The following is a 15,463-nucleotide window of genomic DNA, read 5'->3' on the forward strand; positions in this document are numbered from 1 at the left end:
GTCAGCCGGTCATCGCCTTGTCTGCGGCGAGTTCGCCCGGTGGTGTCGTGTTGCCCTCACCAAGCTCACGCTGCATAAAGACCGTATCCAGCCAGCGTTGATGTTTGAAGCCGGTGCCGGTCATGGTGCCGACCATACGGAAACCGAGTGCTGCATGCAGGGCGCAGGACGCCTCGCTGGCGCCGCCGATCACCGCCACCATCTGGCGAAATCCCGCCGTCGTGCAGCGGGTTACCAGTTCATTCAGCAGAGCCTTGCCGATCCCGCGTCCGCGCGCCTCGGGCGCAAGATAGATCGAATCCTCCACCAGCCAGCGATAGGCCGGCCGTGTGCGAAAAGCCGAGGCATAGGCATAACCAAGAAGCGTGCCATCCATGCCAACCGCGGCAATGTAGGGATAGTGCTTGGAGCGGATGGCCTCGAAGCGGGCGCGCATCTCGGCTTCGTCCGGCGGATCAAGCTCATAACTTGCTGTGCCGGTAAGAACGCTGTCGCGGTAGATTTGGGTGATGGCTGGAAGGTCCGACGCGGTTGCGTCGCGCAGAAGGAATGTCATGGAGGTTTGCGCGTCAAATCAGAGGATGGCAGAAGCTATGCCTCGATTGCCCGGATGACAATCCCGTGATTGCTGCAATTGGCGGCGCAGTTCGGATGCAATGAAAAAAGGCGGCCCGAGAGCCGCCTTTCCATGTGGAGTCTGTCGTCCGGTTCAGTTGTTGCGGTTGCCGAGGAACTGCAGCATGAACATGAACAGGTTGACGAAATCGAGGTACAGCGTCAGCGCGCCCATGATTGCCTTGCGGCCCATCACGGCAGCATCGTCGCCGTCATAGTACATTTCCTTGATCTTCTGCGTGTCGTAGGCGGTGAGGCCTGCGAAGATCAGTACGCCGAGCACGGAGATGGCAAAACCAAGAGCCGAGGAGGCGAGGAAGATGTTGACGATCGAGGCGATGATCAGGCCGAAGAGACCCATGATCATGAACGAGCCCATGGCCGTCAGGTCACGCTTCGTCGTGTAGCCGTAGAGCGACAGAGCGCCGAAGGAGGCGGCCGTCACGAAGAAGGTCTGCACGATGCTCTGGCCGGTAAAGACCAGGAAGATCGACGACAGCGACAGGCCCATCAGCGCGGCATAAACCCAGAAGGTCGTCTGCGCGGCGGAGACCGACATGCGGTTGATCCGGAAGCTCAGGAAAAAGACCATCGCGAGCGGGGCGAGCATGACCACCCACTTCAGCGGGCTCGCATAAAGCGCCGTGCCGAATGCAGTCAGCTGTCCACCCTCGACGGCAAGCTGCCAGGTGCCGAAGGCGGCAAGGCCGGTGATGGCAAGACCGAGCGCCATCAGGTTATAGACCTTCAGCATGTAAGTGCGCAGGCCTTCATCGATCATCGCGCCGGTCTGGGCGCGCGTCTGGTAGTTAAAGCGGTCAGACATGGTGTCCTCTCAAAGCTCCGATGTTGCTACGGTGTCGAGCCCGATTGGCCCTGGCGCCGCTGCGGAGCCTCAGCAAGCATGCCTTGAATATGCGCCGTCATATCCACGGCTTCAAGTAGCAATGGCCCGAATCGCGTGCGAATCGACAAGGTGACAAAGATTTAATGCTGGCGGTTCCTGCAGGCCCCGCAAGGGATTGGGCCTGTACCTCACAGTTCGCGCAGGACGGGTGCCGCCTTCTGTCCGAGGATGCGCCAGGTTCCGAGGAGGCCGATGCCGACGGTCAGCACCAGGGCGATGACAATCGTTCCTCCCGCCACATCCGGCATGAAGCTCGCCTGCAGGTTCATGATGCGGCTGACGACGAACCAGGCCGCGATACCCCCGGCGACCAGCGCAAAGATCGCGGTCGCCAGTCCCAGGATCAGGTATTCGTAGCTGAAGGCGCGGATCAGCATGGCACGGGTGCCGCCCAGCGTCTTGAGGATCACCGCGTCATGGGTGCGCGCCCGATTGCCGGCGGCCAGCGCGCCCGACAAAACGAGGATGGAGGCCACCAGGGCCACCGCGGCGGCGGCACGGATTGCGGTTGCCAGCTGCCCGACGAGCTGTTCGGCAATATCGAGGGCATCCTTCACGCGGACCGTCGTGATCGTCGGGTAGGCGTTGGTGACGGCCCTCAGGATCTCGCCTTCCTGTGCCGGTGTCGCGTTCGCATCCGTCAGCGTGGCAAGCCAGGCATGTGGCGCACCCCGGAAGGTGTTGGGCGAAAACACCATGACGAAGTTGATCGACAGCGATTCCCACTCGATGTCACGGAAATTGGCAATGCGGGCGGTGATGTTGCGGCCGAGCACATTGACCGTCACGGTGTCGCCGATCTTCAGTCCGAGTTCTCCGGCCTCCTCGGCCGAGAAGGACACCAGCGGTTCGCCGCTGTAGTTTTCCGGCCACCATTCTCCCTCGGTCACCTTGGCGTTTTCCGGGATTTTTTCCTCGTAGGTGATGCCCCGATCGCCGCGCAGGACCCAGCGTCCGCCGGGCGGCACGTTCATCTGCGTCACGTCCTGTCCGTTGAAGGCAATGATGCGGCCCCGCAGCATCGGCACCAGATTGATCGTGCCCTCCGGCGAGGAGCGCCGAACGACATCGGTGAAGCCTTCACGCTCGTTGCTTTGAATATCGACGAAGAAGAAGTTCGGCGCGTTCTGCATCATCGTCCCGGTCAGCTGACGGCGCAGATTGCCGTCGATCAGCGCGAGCGTGACGAGCAGGGCAAGCCCCAGCCCGAGCGAGAGAACCACAGAGGAGGTGAGGGCGCCGGGACGATGGATGTTGCCGATCGCAAGCCGCAGGGCGGGCGAGTTCACGCGAGGGCTGCGCCGGGCGAGCGCGGATATTCCCGCCGCAACGAGACGCAGCAGAACAAAGGCACCGGCCACCGAGGCGAGGAAGACGACCGCGATGAAGCGCTCCTCAGCGGAGAAGATGGCGAGCGCTGCAAGCGCCGCCAGCGCGCCGCCGCCAGCCAACAGATAAGGCCAGGAGGGCAGACGGGTCTGGTCAAAGCTCTGTTCGCGAAAAAGAGCGGTTGCCGGCACTTCGCGCGCATGGCCGAGCGGCAGGATCGCGAAGGCGAAGGTGGTCAGGATGCCGAACAGCGCGGCAAGGCCAAGCGCCGACGGATAGAAGGTCACCTCTGCCGGTACCGGAAGCACCCCCTGCAGGAAACCGAGAGCGACGAACGGGGCAATGGCGCCGATCACCAATCCGAAGAGAATGCCGACGCCGCCGATCAGCAGGATCTGGAAGAGATAGATCATCGTGACGACGAAGGCGGGTGCGCCAAGGCATTTGAAGGTCGCGATCGTCGTGCGTTTGGAATCCAGGAAAGCCCGGACGGCATTGGCCACACCCACCCCACCGACGATCAGCGCGGTCAGGCCGACCAGCGTCAGGAACTGCGAGAATCGGTCGACATTTTCGGTGAGCGAAGGGGCCGCGCGATCAGCGGTGCGGATCGACCATCCGGCCGAAGGGAACTGTTTGTTGGCGGAAGCCGCCAGCGTGCGGCGTGCCAGCGGGTCGTCGAGCTTGATCTTGTAGGCATGTTCCACCAGGCTGCCCGTCTGGATGAGGCCGGAGGCCCGCAGGGCGTCGCGGCTCATCAGCAGGCGCGGCGCAAAGCCGAAACCTTCCGAAATCGCGTCGGGTTCGCTGACGAGCGTGCCGGTGATCTTCAGCCGCGCATTGCCGAGTAGAAGTTCGCTACCGACCGGGATGCCAAGCCGCTCCAGCAGCAGAGGCGCCGCCACGGCGCCATAGACACCGTTGTCTTCGGCCATCATCTCGGTCAGCGGTTGCTGCGGCTCCGTGGTGACGGCACCATACAGAGGATAGGCGGAATCGGCGGCCTTCACCTCCACCAGCGTCTGCTGCGATCCGTCCGGCACCCGGACCATGGATCTAAGGCCGGTGGTGACGGATACCTGGCCGAGGCTGCGCAGATAGGCCAGTTCTTCGGCCGTGGCCTCGCGGTTGTCGAGTTCGAAGCGCACGTCGGCTGACAGCAGCGTTTGACCCTGCGAGGCAATGGCACCGGTGATGGCGCGCGACACGGAATTGACGGCGGCAATCGCACCGGTTCCGAGCGCGATACAGGCCAGGAAGATGTAAAAGCCAGACAAACCGCCGCGCAGTTCGCGAAGGGCGAGCCGCAGCGCAATGGCAAGGCGCGGAACGACGGCGCTCATGCCAGAGCCGCTTTCGGCGCAGGTTTCGTGGCGCTGTCATCGGCAATCTCGCCGGAGCGGACGCGGATCTGGCGCGAGCAGCGCGCGGCGAGCCCGTTGTCATGGGTCACGAGCAGCAGCGTCGTGCCGCGTTCCTTCTGTTTGGAAAACAGAAGATCGGCGATCTGCCGGCCGGTTTCGGTATCGAGATTGCCGGTCGGTTCATCGGCGATCAGAACGGCCGGCGAGGGGGCAAGCGCCCTTGCGATCGCCACACGTTGCTGTTCGCCACCCGACAACTGGCCGGGATAGTGGCTGAGCCGCTCGCCGAGCCCGACAGCGGTCAGCTCGCGCCGCGCGATGTCGAAGGCATTTTTCACGTTTGCGAGTTCCAGTGGCACCGCCACGTTTTCCAGCGCCGTCATGTTGGCGATCAGCTGGAAGGACTGGAAGACGATGCCGATATTGCGGCCGCGGAAATCCGCGAGCGCATCTTCGCCGAGCGAATGCAGCGGCGTGCCGAGGATGTTGATCTCGCCACTGTCGAGCCGTTCCAGGCCGGCAAGCACCATCAGAAGCGTCGATTTGCCGGAGCCCGATGGACCGACGATCCCGACAGCCTCTCCCTCGCCAATTCGCAGGTCAATTCCCTTCAGCACATGAACCGAGGCGGCTGCGCTTCCAAGGGTCAGATCGGCCTTCTTCAGCTCGATGATGGTTTTAGTCACGAAAAGCCATCCTATATTGGCGGGAGAGATATCGATATCAGCAAGGCTACCGGCGTTATATCTTTACGCTACGGCTCCTGCAGCGCGACAGACCAACCCAATCTAGGGAAAAGCTTCATGAAATTCAAAGCAGCCGCGTATCACGTGATTGTCATCACCGGACTGATCTTCGGCTCCGCTTTTGCGGTTCAGGCGCAGACACTGCAACTGGTCGGTTTCGGCGACAGCCTGATGGCCGGTTATCAGCTGGCGCCGAAGGAGTCCTACACGGCGCAGCTCGAGACCGCGCTGAAGGCCAGGGGGCATGACGTGGTGATCACCAATGCGGGCGTCTCCGGTGATACGACGTCGGGCGGGCTGTCGCGCATCGATTGGTCGGTACCGGACGGCACGCATGGCGTGATCCTCGAACTGGGCGCCAATGATGCGCTGCGCGGCGTCTCGCCGGAGCAGACGGAGAAGAACCTCGACTCCATGCTGGCCCGGTTGAAGGAGCGCAATATTCCGGTGCTTCTCGTCGGCATGATGGCGCCGCCGAACATGGGCGGTGATTACGGGCAGCGCTTCAATGCGATTTTCCCCAAGCTTGCGGCAAAATATAATGTGCCGCTTTATCCGTTCTTCCTCGATGGCGTGGTGACGCATGAGGATCTGCAGCTTCAGGATCGCATGCATCCCAACGAAAAGGGGGTCGCGGTGATGGTGGAAAAGTCGCTTCCGGCGGTGGAAGCCTTCGTAAAATCGCTTCCGACCCCCAAATGATTGTTGCAGGGCAAAAATCATAGCTTGCGCGGAACCCGATTGCGTGTTCCGCTATTGATATCGCAAGAGATTCGAGGAGGTTCGCTATGCCGAGACTTTTCACCGCCCTCGAAGTCCCGCGTAATGCCGCCATGAGCCTTTCCCTGCTGCGTGGTGGCCTGCCTGGTGCACGCTGGATCGATGTCGAGAACTACCACATCACATTGCGCTTCATCGGCGATGTCGACGGTCGTACGGCCGACGAGATCGTCACCCGGCTTGACCGGATCGATCGGGAGGAATTCCAGATCAGCCTGAACGGCATCGGCTCCTTCGGCTCGAAGAAACCGCATTCCGTCTGGGCGGGTGTCTCGCCTTCGGCGGAACTCACGGCCCTTCAGGGCGAGATCGAGCGGATCTGCCAGCGGATCGGTCTTCCGCCGGATCCACGCAAGTTCATGCCCCATGTGACGCTGGCACGGCTGCGGTCTGCACGGGTCGAGGACGTCGTGCATTATCTCGCCGGACGCGGCAATTTCCACACGGTGCCCTTTAATGTCGGCAGGTTCGTCCTGATGTCGTCTAAGGAATCGGTCGGGGGCGGGCCTTACCTGACGGAGGAAGTGTTTCCGCTTCAGGAAAACCGGTCGCGTTATGCCACCAGTGATTATGTCGTGGAAAAGTCCCTCTATTGATCAAAACCTCTGAGGAGACAGGCATGCGGGACGCGCGGTTGGATCCTGAGGCTGTTGCGGCAAAGCTTGAGGGGCTCGACGGCTGGGCGCTCGATGAAGACGGGCTTTCGATCAGACGCAGCTTCCGGTTCGGCGATTTCGCCGAGGCTTTCGGATTCATGACGCGCTGCGCGCTGATTGCGGAGAAACTCGACCATCATCCGGAATGGAGCAATGTCTATTCCAGGGTGGAGGTGCGCCTTACCACGCATGACAGTGGTGGGCTGACGGACCGCGATTTCAGGCTGGCAGAAGCCATGAACAAGGCGGCAGCCCGCACCGATTGAAGTCGCGTGGCTTCGGGACCATATGGTTCTGCGATGTCACGAACTGCATGGGAGCGCGCAATGGACGACGTCAAGATCGGTGAGATCCTTCTGCCCGGGGATGAAGACACCCAGGAGCGTCAGGAACGTCAGGTTCGCTCGAAATTCTGGCCGACGATGAAACGTGCCGTCCGTTATATCCCTTTCAGCCGTGATCTTGCGGCAGCCTATTTCTGTGCCATGGACCCGCAGACGCCAACCCGTGTTCGCGGCGTGCTTCTGGCGGCGCTCGGTTATTTCGTCCTGCCGCTGGATTTCCTGCCGGACATTTTTGCCGTTGTCGGCTTTACCGACGATGTGGCGGTGCTGATGGCCGCCTTCCGGATGATCCAGGCGCATATCAAGGACAGTCACTACCAGGCTGCCGACGAGGCCCTGTCGAACGAAGATGTGAGCGACGACAAGCGCGATCCCGCCGCCGCCCCTGCAGGGCGCTGATTGCAGCGGACCAGAGAGGGCGCCACGCCAAAACCTTTCACTCGTCTGCTTAGGAATGGATGTCCGATCAGCACCATCTGCCGTCGGCCCCAATCTTGCCGAATTCCTCGGTTCATTCGACAGGCGAGGGGAAGCGGCGATGGCGGACACTGTTCGATGGCGAACCGACCCCCTTGGCTTGACTGTCGATGTATGCCGTTGACGGTTTGGTAACCGAAATTAAGTCAAAGTCTAACGGATCGCGACCGCGCCCGACCTGTGGTGCAAGGTCGGCCGTTGAACATAAATTGGCAGGACACAATGTTTGTAAGACAGATCGCCATCGCGTCGACCCTTCTGCTCGCATCCGTTGCAGTGGCTTCGGCCCAGGCGCCGAACAGAATTGGGACCTTCCAGAACTGGGGCGCCTATTCCTACAAATCCGGCAACAGCACGGTGTGCTACGTCCTTTCGATCCCGACGGCCAAGGAGCCGGCGAGCGTCGATCACGGGGACATCTTCTTCATGGTCTCCCAGCGTCCCGGCCAGAACATTTCCTATGAGCCGCAGGTGATGGTGGGTTATCCGCTGAAGCCGGATTCGAAGGTGAACGTCACCATCGACAAGAAGAACTTCGTCATGTTCGTCAAGGACAAGGCGGCCTGGGTGGAAAATGCGGCTGAAGAGCCGGCTTTGGTTGCTGCGATGAAGGGCGGCAAGTCGATGACCGTCAAGGCGGTCTCCGTCCGCGGCACCAATACCAGCTACACCTATTCGCTTTCGGGCATTGCCGCCGCGCTGAAGCAGATCGAAACCTGCAAATAAGCAGCGTTTGCCATAGCGATAGGAAGGCTGGTCGCTTGACCGGCCTTTTTCCGTTGGGTGGTGACGCGCGCGCTATTTGATGCTAAAGGGCGCGGCAACCGTGGTCGAAGCCCGACATGGAGATCCCCATGGACCCCCATGCGCAACAGACCGCCCGACGCATTTCACACGAGATAATCCGGATTGCCCGGCGCCGGCGCGCCGAGATGCCGATCCGTTGAGTGGAAGAACCTGAGCCATGTCCGTATCGCAAGTCGCCGCACCGGCCCTCACCGTCAAGCCGCCGCTCGTGCCACAGCCGGATCTCATGTCCGGCAAACCTTCGCTGATCGGCCTGACCCGCGAGCAGATGTCCAAGGCGCTGATCGAAAAGGGCGTGCCGGAAAAGCAGGTGCGCATGCGCGTCAGCCAGCTCTGGCACTGGCTCTACATCCGCGGTGTGTCCGATTTCGACGCCATGACCAATGTGGCGAAGGACATGCGCGAGATGCTGAAGCAGCATTTCACCATCGCGCGTCCCGAAATCGTCGAGGAACAGGTCTCGAACGACGGCACCCGCAAATGGCTGCTGCGCTTTCCGCCGCGCGGCGCCGGTCGTCCGGTCGAGGTGGAAACCGTCTACATTCCCGAAGAAGGTCGCGGCACGCTGTGCATTTCCAGCCAGGTCGGCTGTTCGCTCACCTGTTCCTTCTGTCACACGGGCACGCAGCGTCTGGTGCGCAATCTGACGGCAGAGGAAATTCTCAGCCAGCTGCTTCTGGCGCGCGATCGTCTGGGTGATTTTCCGGGCACCGATACGCCGCCCGGCGCCTTTGTGCCGACGGGCGAGCGCAAGGTCACGAACATCGTCATGATGGGCATGGGCGAGCCGCTCTACAATTTCGACAATGTGAAGGATGCGCTTTTGATCGCGACCGATGGTGACGGCTTGTCGCTGTCGAAGCGCCGCGTGACGCTGTCGACCTCCGGCGTCGTGCCGGAAATTTTCCGCACCGGTGACGAGATCGGCGTCATGCTGGCGATTTCCCTGCATGCGGTGCGCGACGAGTTGCGCGACATGCTGGTGCCGATCAACAAGAAATATCCGCTGAAGGAACTGATCGAGGCCTGCCGGAATTATCCCGGCCTGTCGAATGCCCGTCGTATCACCTTCGAATATGTGATGCTGAAGGATGTCAACGACAGCCTGGAGGATGCCAAGGAACTGATCAAGCTCCTGAAGGGCGTTCCCGCCAAGATCAACCTCATCCCGTTCAACCCCTGGCCGGGCACCAACTACCAGTGTTCCGACTGGGCGACGATCGAGAAGTTCGCCGATTTCATCAACCAGGCCGGTTATGCCTCGCCGATCCGCACGCCGCGCGGTCGTGACATTCTGGCCGCCTGCGGTCAGCTGAAATCGGAATCGGAACGCATGCGCAAGACCGAGCGACTGGCGTTTGAGGCGATGATGATCGCCGGCCACGGCGAGGACGACTGAGTGCCATGGCAAGCCCGTTGGCAAGCCCGTTCGAGCGCCTGAAACAGGACCATGCAGCGGACTGGCATGCCTATGTCGAGCATCGTTTCGTGCGGGAGCTTGCCACCGGGGACCTGCCGCAAGCGGCCTTCCAGCACTACCTGAAGCAGGATTACCTGTTCCTGATCCAGTTCGCCCGCGCCTGGGGGCTTGCGGTCTACAAGAGCCGTGACCTTGTCGATCTGCGCCAGAGCCTCGACAGCCTGAAGGCCATCGTCGACATCGAGCTTGGTTTACATATCGGCTATTGCGCGCAGTGGGGAATTTCCGAGGCGGATCTGGCCGAGCTTGCCGAATCGAAAGCGACGCTCGCCTATACCCGTTATGTGCTGGATGCCGGCATGAGCGGCGATCTCCTCGACCTGCATGTGGCGCTTGCTCCCTGCATCATCGGCTATGGCGAGATCGCGACCTGGATCCGGCAGCAGACCTTTACCCGCCTCGACGGCAATCCCTATGCCGACTGGATCGAGATGTACGCGGGCGAGGAATATCAGCAACTGGTGGCAGCGGAAGTTCGCTGGCTAAATGATCGGCTGGCTCATCTCGATGCCGGCCGGTTGAAGCAGCTGTCGGTGGTGTTCCGCGATGCCACCCGGCTTGAGGCCGATTTCTGGCAGATGGGCCTCGACCTCAGCTGAACCGGAAGGCTCAGCGCGCCTGCGTCATGAAGATCTTCACTGCAAACACCGAAAAGACGCCCGCAAAGGTGTAGTCGATGCCGCGCAGGATCTTCGGGTTGGCCTGCAGCCATTTGGCCAGTTTGTCCGCCGCGAGAATCACCACCACATTCACCGGGCTTCCGACGAAGATGAAGAAGAAACCGAGGAAGATCAGCTTCTGCGTGACCGCCGGATCTCCCGCAGTGACGAACTGCGGCAGGAAGGTCATGAAAAAGATGATGACCTTGGGGTTCAGCAGGTTGACCCAGAGCCCGGTCGAAATATTGCTCCAGGCAGAGGTCTTCGCACCCTCCACAGACTCCACCTTGAGATTGGAGCCATAACGCACCGCCTGAATGGCAAGCCACAGCAGATAAGCGGCTCCGCCGGTTTTTAACAGAAAGAAGGCCGTGGGGGATGCGGTGATCAGCGCGGAGACGCCGAAGGCCACCAGAAGCGTGTGGATCATGATGCCGATCGTCGTGCCGAGCACGACATACAGCGCCCGCTTGCTGCCCTGCGACAGCGCCCGGCTGATCGACAGCGTCATGTCCGGTCCCGGCGTGATCGCCAGAAGCAGGCACATGCCGGTGAAGGTGATCAGCGTGGGGAGGCTCGGCAGGAAATCCATGATGTTGTCTCGGCGACCAGATGTTCACCGAGACTTACAGGGTGCGCAGGCGATTGCCAATCAGTCTCTTTGGCTGATGAAGGTCTTTGCTGCCTCGGCATACTCCGGATGCCAGCGCGAGAGCGGCGGGCGGTTTTCGATGATGTCGCCGATCGCCCAGGCCATACGGCGCTCGTCGGTCTTGCGGTCCACGTCGTTGTCTGGGCAGAGAATATAGAAATCGCCGCGCGTCAGGCTCTCCAGCATGAAGTCGACCGTCTGTTCCGGCGTCCACGCGCCGGCCGGCTTTTCGGTGCGGCCGTTGGCGGTCAGTCCGGTGTAGACGAAGCCCGGAATCAGGAGATGCGCCGAGATGTGGCCACCCTCGATGTTGCGCAACTCGTGCTCCAGGGCTTCGGTGAAGGCCTTCACACCGGCCTTGGCGACGTTGTAGGCCGGATCGCCGGGCGGCGTGGTGATCCCTTGTTTCGAACCGGTATTGATGATCAGCGCCGGATCATTGTGAGCAATCATGCCGGGCCCGAAGGCACGGGTGCCATGGATCACGCCCATCAGGTTGACGGCCAGGACATTGTCCCAATTCGCCTGCGGGCCGAAGAGAGAACTGCCCGGCTGGATGCCGGCATTGTTCATCAGCACATGCACGCGCCCGAAGCGCTGGATCACCGCACGTTCCAGTGCCTCCACCTCGTCCAGCTTCGCGACATCGGTGCCGATCGCCACCACATCCGCCTCGCCGCCGGCAGACAGGCTCACGACCTCGCGGCAGGCCTCTGCCAGCCGGTCTCCCTCCAGATCGACGAGCACGACGCAGAGGCCGAGCCTGGCAAAGGCCTTGGCGGCGGCAAGGCCGATGCCGGAGGCGGCTCCGGTGACGACAGCCACGTGGCCCTGTTGCAGGGCGGGATGCTGATGGGTCATGGGCAAAGCTCCGCGGGTTGTTTCGGTTTTTAAGGTCGCGGCGGATATGGTATCCTCGGGTCCTATCGTCAACATGACGGCTGTGGCCGGAGGATGAGGCATGGGCAGGATTGCTACGATCACCGTTCAGGGCGAACTGGCCGAATTCATGCAGCACAAGGTGAGCGTCGGGGACTACGCATCGGAAGCGGAGGTTGTCGAAGCAGCTCTCGAACTGCTGCGGGACCAAGATGGTTTGCTGGCCATCCGCGCGGCCATCGAGGAAGGCGAGGCGTCGGGCGAGCCGCAGCCGTTTGATTTCGATGCCTTCATTGAGCGGAAGCGTGCACGAAATGCATCGCGATGAAGACCCTCATCATTTCGCCGCGGGCTGCCGACGATATCGATGAAATCTACGACTACACTGAGGCTCGTTGGGGACAGGACCAGGCGGAAGATTATATCTTTGGTATTTGGCAGGCATTGCAGGATGTTTGCCGAGGGACGAAAAAAGGAAGGTCCATCGATCATATCCGCAAGGGTGCGATGTCACTGTCCTTTCGCTCCCACTACCTGATTTATCAAGAAAAGGCTGCATCGCTCATTCTCATCCGCATCCTTCACCAGCGGATGAACATCGGCCGCCATCTGTGACGCTTTGGGCCCGCGCTTGCCCTTGCACGCTGCGGCAAACTCGCTAAAAGTGCCGCGATCCCAGACTTCAAGCGGCAGGTTTGAACGGCCTGCCCTCCAGACGGAACGCAATCGATATGGCACTCCCCAAAGACGTGAAGAAAGTCGTCCTCGCCTATTCCGGCGGTCTCGACACCTCCATCATCCTGAAATGGCTCCAGACCGAACTCGGCGCGGAAGTCGTGACCTTCACCGCCGATCTCGGCCAGGGCGAAGAGCTCGAGCCGGCGCGCAAGAAGGCCGAGATGCTCGGCATCAAGGAGATCTTCATCGAGGATGTGCGCGAGGAATTCGTGCGCGATTTCGTCTTCCCGATGTTCCGCGCCAATGCCGTTTATGAAGGCGTCTACCTGCTCGGCACCTCGATTGCCCGCCCGCTGATCTCCAAGCACCTGATCGAGATCGCCAAGAAGACCGGTGCAGACGCCATCGCGCATGGCGCCACCGGCAAGGGCAATGACCAGGTTCGTTTCGAGCTGTCGGCCTATGCCCTGAACCCGGACATCAAGATCATCGCCCCCTGGCGCGACTGGTCGTTCAAGAGCCGTACCGATCTCCTGAACTTCGCTGAACAGCACCAGATCCCTGTCGCCAAGGACAAGAAGGGCGAAGCGCCGTTCTCCGTCGATGCCAACCTGCTGCACTCCTCCTCCGAAGGCAAGGTTCTCGAAGATCCCGCCCAGGAAGCGCCGGAATACGTGCACATGCGCACGATTTCGCCGGAAGCCGCTCCGGACAAGGCGACCGTCATCAAGGTCGGTTTCCGCAAGGGCGATGCCTGCTCGATCAATGGCGTCGAGATGAGCCCGGCCACCCTGCTCGCCGAACTCAACAATTATGGCCGCGACAATGGCATCGGCCGTCTCGACCTCGTCGAGAACCGCTTCGTCGGCATGAAGAGCCGCGGCGTCTACGAGACCCCCGGCGGCACGATCCTGCTCGCCGCCCACCGTGCGATCGAGAGCATCACGCTCGACCGCGGCGCCGCCCACCTCAAGGACGAGCTGATGCCGCGTTATGCGGAACTCATCTATTACGGCTTCTGGTTCTCGCCGGAGCGCGAAATGCTGCAGGCTCTCATCGACAAGAGCCAGGAGCATGTGGAAGGCGAAGTGACGCTGAAGCTCTACAAGGGCAATGTCATGGTCATCGGCCGTGAATCGGCAAAGTCGCTTTATTCCGACAAGCTGGTCACCTTCGAGGACGACCAGGGCGCCTACGACCAGAAGGATGCCGCTGGCTTCATCAAGCTGAACGCACTTCGTCTGCGCACGCTCGCCAAGCGCAATCTCGGCAAGTAAGCCGCATCGTTGAAAAGAGATCGCCCGCTCTCCTTCCGGGAGGGCGGATTTTTTCATGCGTGGCGGGTGAGGTGGCGCAGCCAGAGAAAACCGGCAACGGCACAAAGTTCCATGGTCGGAATGATGATGCCAAACGCGGTGAGCGGATCGCCGATCAGCGCGGCGGCAATCCCGCCGATGAAACCCGAACTCATCTGCAGGAAGCCGGACAGCGCCGACGCAGACCCCGCCACATGTGCAAACGGCGCAAGGCTCAGCGTCACGATATAAGGTGTCAAAAGGGCGAGACCGAAGGTGCAGATCGCCACGGGTCCCATGATCGACAGGAAGAAGGGCGGCACCAGTGCTACCGAAAGCGCCATGATCGTGCCGCCGATGCCGCAGAGCGTGATGCCGATCAGGGCACAGCGCGCGCCGCCCAGCCGTTTCACCACGAGCTTCAAGGTGATCGAGCCCAGAAGATAAAAACCGGATTGCATCAGCATGCCGATGCCGAACTGTGTGGGGGTCAGCCCCACCCGGTTGATCAGCACGAAGGAGAGCATGGTCGCCTGCGTATAGAGCGCCCCGATCGTGCCGCTGAGGATCACCGCGGTCGCCAGGAACTGCCGGTTTCGGGCCACTTCCAGATAGTTTCGGATCAGCCTGGCCGGCTGCAGGCGGGCAAGATCGGGGATCACCGTCTCGCGCATCAGAACGATCGTGCAGAGGCCGGCGGCGAGCCCGAATCCGATCATCAGGACAAACACCGCATGCCAGCTGAAGGCGGCGAGCGTCAGGCCGCCCAATGTCGGCCCCATGGCGGGACCGACCGCCAGGAAGATGCCGATCGTGTTCAGGATCCGCGCGGCGTCGGTTCCCGCGTAGAGATCCCGGACGATGGCGCGGCCGACGACGACACCGACGGAGGCGCCGATCCCCTGGATGAGGCGGGCCGCCAGGATGAACTCCACCGATGGTGCAATGGCCGCGAGCACGGAACCTGCCAGATAGATGGCGAGAAAGATCAGCGTCGCCGCCCTGCGGCCGAGCGCATCGGAAAGCGGACCGGCCACGAGTTGCGCCAGAGCGAAACCGCCGAAGAACAGCGACAGGCTGAGCTTGATGGCCGCCTCCGTCGTGCCGAAGGCGCGCACCAGTTCCGGCATGGCCGGTGTATAGATCGCCATGGAAATGGGGCCGAGCGTCGTCAAAAGGGCACCAAGGAAGGTGGTCCTTGCTTCGCTCATCCGCGGTTTTGGCTGCATGTCGCGTGCCGTCACGACAGATCCACCTGATCCGGAGCGGCCGCGGCCTGGAGGTTGACGGAAAGCGTGGTCAGCACATGGCGCAGCCGGTCCACGTCCTCTTCGCCAAGACCCGTGCAGGCATCGGTCAGCACGTCGGCAATCTCCAGCTTCAGCTTGGCAATCAGCGGTTCTGACTCCGCCGTCAGCGTCACGCGCTTGGCGCGCCGGTCTGCCGGGTCCGGCTGCCGCTCGATCAGTCCCTGACCCTGCAGCTTGTCGAGAAAGGAACAGACCGTCATCGGTTCGACGCCCATGCGGGCGGCGATGTCGAGCTGCCGCGCATCCTTCAACGCGTGAATGTTGAGAAGCGTGCGGGCCTCGCCGGGCGTCACGCCTAGCCCTGCCTCACCGATACGCCGTTCGAAGGCGGTACGCAGAAGCCGCGCACTGTCGGTCAGGAGAAAACCCAGATCGTGAAGTTCGTGTCGCGTTGCCATGAGGTCCAGCCGGTTGCTAAGGCACGCTTACTATCTTTGACGGAGCAAGCAACCGAAAACCGAAGCATCTCGCACAGGACGTGCGAA

The 15,463-nt window shown here is 61.6% G+C and carries 18 protein-coding genes; 10 read left to right on the forward strand and 8 right to left on the reverse strand.

Features of this window, described 5'->3' with window-relative positions; all coding sequences use genetic code 11:
- Window position 1: 1 nt before the first annotated feature.
- The 4 genes from OU993_RS09165 to OU993_RS09180 form a co-directional block, all read right to left on the reverse strand.
- Window positions 2-556, reverse strand: coding sequence for a GNAT family N-acetyltransferase (locus OU993_RS09165; protein ID WP_268156378.1), 555 nt, complete (start codon window positions 554-556; stop codon window positions 2-4).
- 153 nt (window positions 557-709) lie between these two features.
- Window positions 710-1,441, reverse strand: coding sequence for a Bax inhibitor-1/YccA family protein (locus tag OU993_RS09170; protein WP_268156380.1), 732 nt, complete (start codon window positions 1,439-1,441; stop codon window positions 710-712).
- A 209-nt stretch (window positions 1,442-1,650) separates the two neighbouring features.
- A complete protein-coding gene (locus OU993_RS09175; protein WP_268156382.1) occupies window positions 1,651-4,194 on the reverse strand; it encodes an ABC transporter permease in 2,544 nt (847 codons plus the stop codon).
- A complete protein-coding gene (locus tag OU993_RS09180) occupies window positions 4,191-4,901 on the reverse strand; it encodes an ABC transporter ATP-binding protein (RefSeq protein ID WP_268156384.1) in 711 nt (236 codons plus the stop codon). Before OU993_RS09180 ends, OU993_RS09175 begins: the two co-directional genes overlap by 4 nt.
- 117 nt (window positions 4,902-5,018) lie before the next feature.
- Between OU993_RS09180 and OU993_RS09185 the strand changes: the two genes are divergently transcribed.
- From OU993_RS09185 to tenA, 7 genes are all read left to right on the forward strand, one after another.
- The gene (locus OU993_RS09185; RefSeq protein ID WP_268156386.1) at window positions 5,019-5,663 is read left to right on the forward strand and encodes an arylesterase; all 645 of its coding nucleotides are present in this window, start codon (window positions 5,019-5,021) and stop codon (window positions 5,661-5,663) included.
- Window positions 5,664-5,749: 86 nt separating this feature from the next.
- Complete coding sequence (thpR, locus tag OU993_RS09190) at window positions 5,750-6,337, forward strand: RNA 2',3'-cyclic phosphodiesterase (RefSeq protein ID WP_268156388.1); 588 nt, start codon at window positions 5,750-5,752, stop codon at window positions 6,335-6,337.
- Window positions 6,338-6,360: 23 nt separating this feature from the next.
- Window positions 6,361-6,663 carry a 4a-hydroxytetrahydrobiopterin dehydratase gene (locus OU993_RS09195; RefSeq protein ID WP_268156391.1) on the forward strand — a complete coding sequence of 101 codons (303 nt, stop codon included), beginning with the start codon at window positions 6,361-6,363 and terminating at the stop codon, window positions 6,661-6,663.
- A 60-nt stretch (window positions 6,664-6,723) separates the two neighbouring features.
- Window positions 6,724-7,140, forward strand: a complete 417-nt coding sequence (locus OU993_RS09200) for a YkvA family protein (protein WP_268156393.1) — start codon at window positions 6,724-6,726, stop codon at window positions 7,138-7,140.
- 300 nt (window positions 7,141-7,440) lie between these two features.
- Complete coding sequence (locus OU993_RS09205; RefSeq protein ID WP_165216710.1) at window positions 7,441-7,944, forward strand: invasion associated locus B family protein; 504 nt, start codon at window positions 7,441-7,443, stop codon at window positions 7,942-7,944.
- Window positions 7,945-8,182: 238 nt separating this feature from the next.
- A complete protein-coding gene (gene rlmN / locus OU993_RS09210; protein ID WP_268156397.1) occupies window positions 8,183-9,424 on the forward strand; it encodes a 23S rRNA (adenine(2503)-C(2))-methyltransferase RlmN in 1,242 nt (413 codons plus the stop codon).
- A gap of 5 nt (window positions 9,425-9,429) precedes the next feature.
- Window positions 9,430-10,104: a thiaminase II gene (tenA, locus tag OU993_RS09215; protein ID WP_268156400.1), complete on the forward strand. Its 675-nt coding sequence runs from the start codon at window positions 9,430-9,432 to the stop codon at window positions 10,102-10,104.
- 10 nt (window positions 10,105-10,114) lie between these two features.
- Here tenA and OU993_RS09220 read toward each other — a convergent pair whose 3' ends face one another.
- Window positions 10,115-10,756 carry a LysE family translocator gene (locus OU993_RS09220; RefSeq protein ID WP_268156402.1) on the reverse strand — a complete coding sequence of 214 codons (642 nt, stop codon included), beginning with the start codon at window positions 10,754-10,756 and terminating at the stop codon, window positions 10,115-10,117.
- A gap of 60 nt (window positions 10,757-10,816) precedes the next feature.
- A complete protein-coding gene (locus tag OU993_RS09225; RefSeq protein ID WP_268156404.1) occupies window positions 10,817-11,677 on the reverse strand; it encodes an SDR family NAD(P)-dependent oxidoreductase in 861 nt (286 codons plus the stop codon).
- Between the two features lie 100 nt (window positions 11,678-11,777).
- Here OU993_RS09225 and OU993_RS09230 point away from each other — a divergent pair, with 100 nt between their 5' ends.
- The 3 genes from OU993_RS09230 (at window position 11,778) to OU993_RS09240 (ending at window position 13,650) form a co-directional block, all read left to right on the forward strand.
- On the forward strand, window positions 11,778-12,023 hold the full coding sequence (locus tag OU993_RS09230; protein WP_215567026.1) for a type II toxin-antitoxin system ParD family antitoxin: 246 nt from the start codon (window positions 11,778-11,780) through the stop codon (window positions 12,021-12,023).
- On the forward strand, window positions 12,020-12,310 hold the full coding sequence (locus tag OU993_RS09235; protein WP_268156409.1) for a type II toxin-antitoxin system RelE/ParE family toxin: 291 nt from the start codon (window positions 12,020-12,022) through the stop codon (window positions 12,308-12,310). Before OU993_RS09230 ends, OU993_RS09235 begins: the two co-directional genes overlap by 4 nt.
- 116 nt (window positions 12,311-12,426) lie before the next feature.
- Window positions 12,427-13,650, forward strand: coding sequence for an argininosuccinate synthase (locus OU993_RS09240; RefSeq protein ID WP_268156411.1), 1,224 nt, complete (start codon window positions 12,427-12,429; stop codon window positions 13,648-13,650).
- Between the two features lie 53 nt (window positions 13,651-13,703).
- Here OU993_RS09240 and OU993_RS09245 read toward each other — a convergent pair whose 3' ends face one another.
- Complete coding sequence (locus OU993_RS09245; protein ID WP_268157621.1) at window positions 13,704-14,897, reverse strand: multidrug effflux MFS transporter; 1,194 nt, start codon at window positions 14,895-14,897, stop codon at window positions 13,704-13,706.
- Window positions 14,898-14,908: 11 nt separating this feature from the next.
- Window positions 14,909-15,376 carry a MarR family winged helix-turn-helix transcriptional regulator gene (locus tag OU993_RS09250; RefSeq protein ID WP_268156417.1) on the reverse strand — a complete coding sequence of 156 codons (468 nt, stop codon included), beginning with the start codon at window positions 15,374-15,376 and terminating at the stop codon, window positions 14,909-14,911.
- Window positions 15,377-15,463: the final 87 nt, after the last annotated feature.

Origin of the sequence: Rhizobium sp. SL86, from assembly GCF_026672545.1 — a bacterium.
Classification (GTDB): domain Bacteria; phylum Pseudomonadota; class Alphaproteobacteria; order Rhizobiales; family Rhizobiaceae; genus Neorhizobium.

Excerpts from the sequence above, each read along its gene's own strand:
- OU993_RS09165 (WP_268156378.1), bottom strand. The coding sequence starts at position 556 with ATGACATTCCTTCTGCGCGACGCAACCGCGTCGGACCTTCCAGCCATC.
- OU993_RS09170 (WP_268156380.1), bottom strand. The coding sequence starts at position 1,441 with ATGTCTGACCGCTTTAACTACCAGACGCGCGCCCAGACCGGCGCGATG.
- OU993_RS09175 (WP_268156382.1), bottom strand. The coding sequence starts at position 4,194 with ATGAGCGCCGTCGTTCCGCGCCTTGCCATTGCGCTGCGGCTCGCCCTT.
- OU993_RS09185 (WP_268156386.1), top strand. The coding sequence starts at position 5,019 with ATGAAATTCAAAGCAGCCGCGTATCACGTGATTGTCATCACCGGACTG.
- thpR (WP_268156388.1), top strand. The coding sequence starts at position 5,750 with ATGCCGAGACTTTTCACCGCCCTCGAAGTCCCGCGTAATGCCGCCATG.
- OU993_RS09195 (WP_268156391.1), top strand. The coding sequence starts at position 6,361 with ATGCGGGACGCGCGGTTGGATCCTGAGGCTGTTGCGGCAAAGCTTGAG.
- OU993_RS09200 (WP_268156393.1), top strand. The coding sequence starts at position 6,724 with ATGGACGACGTCAAGATCGGTGAGATCCTTCTGCCCGGGGATGAAGAC.
- OU993_RS09205 (WP_165216710.1), top strand. The coding sequence starts at position 7,441 with ATGTTTGTAAGACAGATCGCCATCGCGTCGACCCTTCTGCTCGCATCC.
- rlmN (WP_268156397.1), top strand. The coding sequence starts at position 8,183 with ATGTCCGTATCGCAAGTCGCCGCACCGGCCCTCACCGTCAAGCCGCCG.
- tenA (WP_268156400.1), top strand. The coding sequence starts at position 9,430 with ATGGCAAGCCCGTTGGCAAGCCCGTTCGAGCGCCTGAAACAGGACCAT.
- OU993_RS09220 (WP_268156402.1), bottom strand. The coding sequence starts at position 10,756 with ATGGATTTCCTGCCGAGCCTCCCCACGCTGATCACCTTCACCGGCATG.
- OU993_RS09225 (WP_268156404.1), bottom strand. The coding sequence starts at position 11,677 with ATGACCCATCAGCATCCCGCCCTGCAACAGGGCCACGTGGCTGTCGTC.
- OU993_RS09230 (WP_215567026.1), top strand. The coding sequence starts at position 11,778 with ATGGGCAGGATTGCTACGATCACCGTTCAGGGCGAACTGGCCGAATTC.
- OU993_RS09235 (WP_268156409.1), top strand. The coding sequence starts at position 12,020 with ATGAAGACCCTCATCATTTCGCCGCGGGCTGCCGACGATATCGATGAA.
- OU993_RS09240 (WP_268156411.1), top strand. The coding sequence starts at position 12,427 with ATGGCACTCCCCAAAGACGTGAAGAAAGTCGTCCTCGCCTATTCCGGC.
- OU993_RS09245 (WP_268157621.1), bottom strand. The coding sequence starts at position 14,897 with ATGCAGCCAAAACCGCGGATGAGCGAAGCAAGGACCACCTTCCTTGGT.
- OU993_RS09250 (WP_268156417.1), bottom strand. The coding sequence starts at position 15,376 with ATGGCAACGCGACACGAACTTCACGATCTGGGTTTTCTCCTGACCGAC.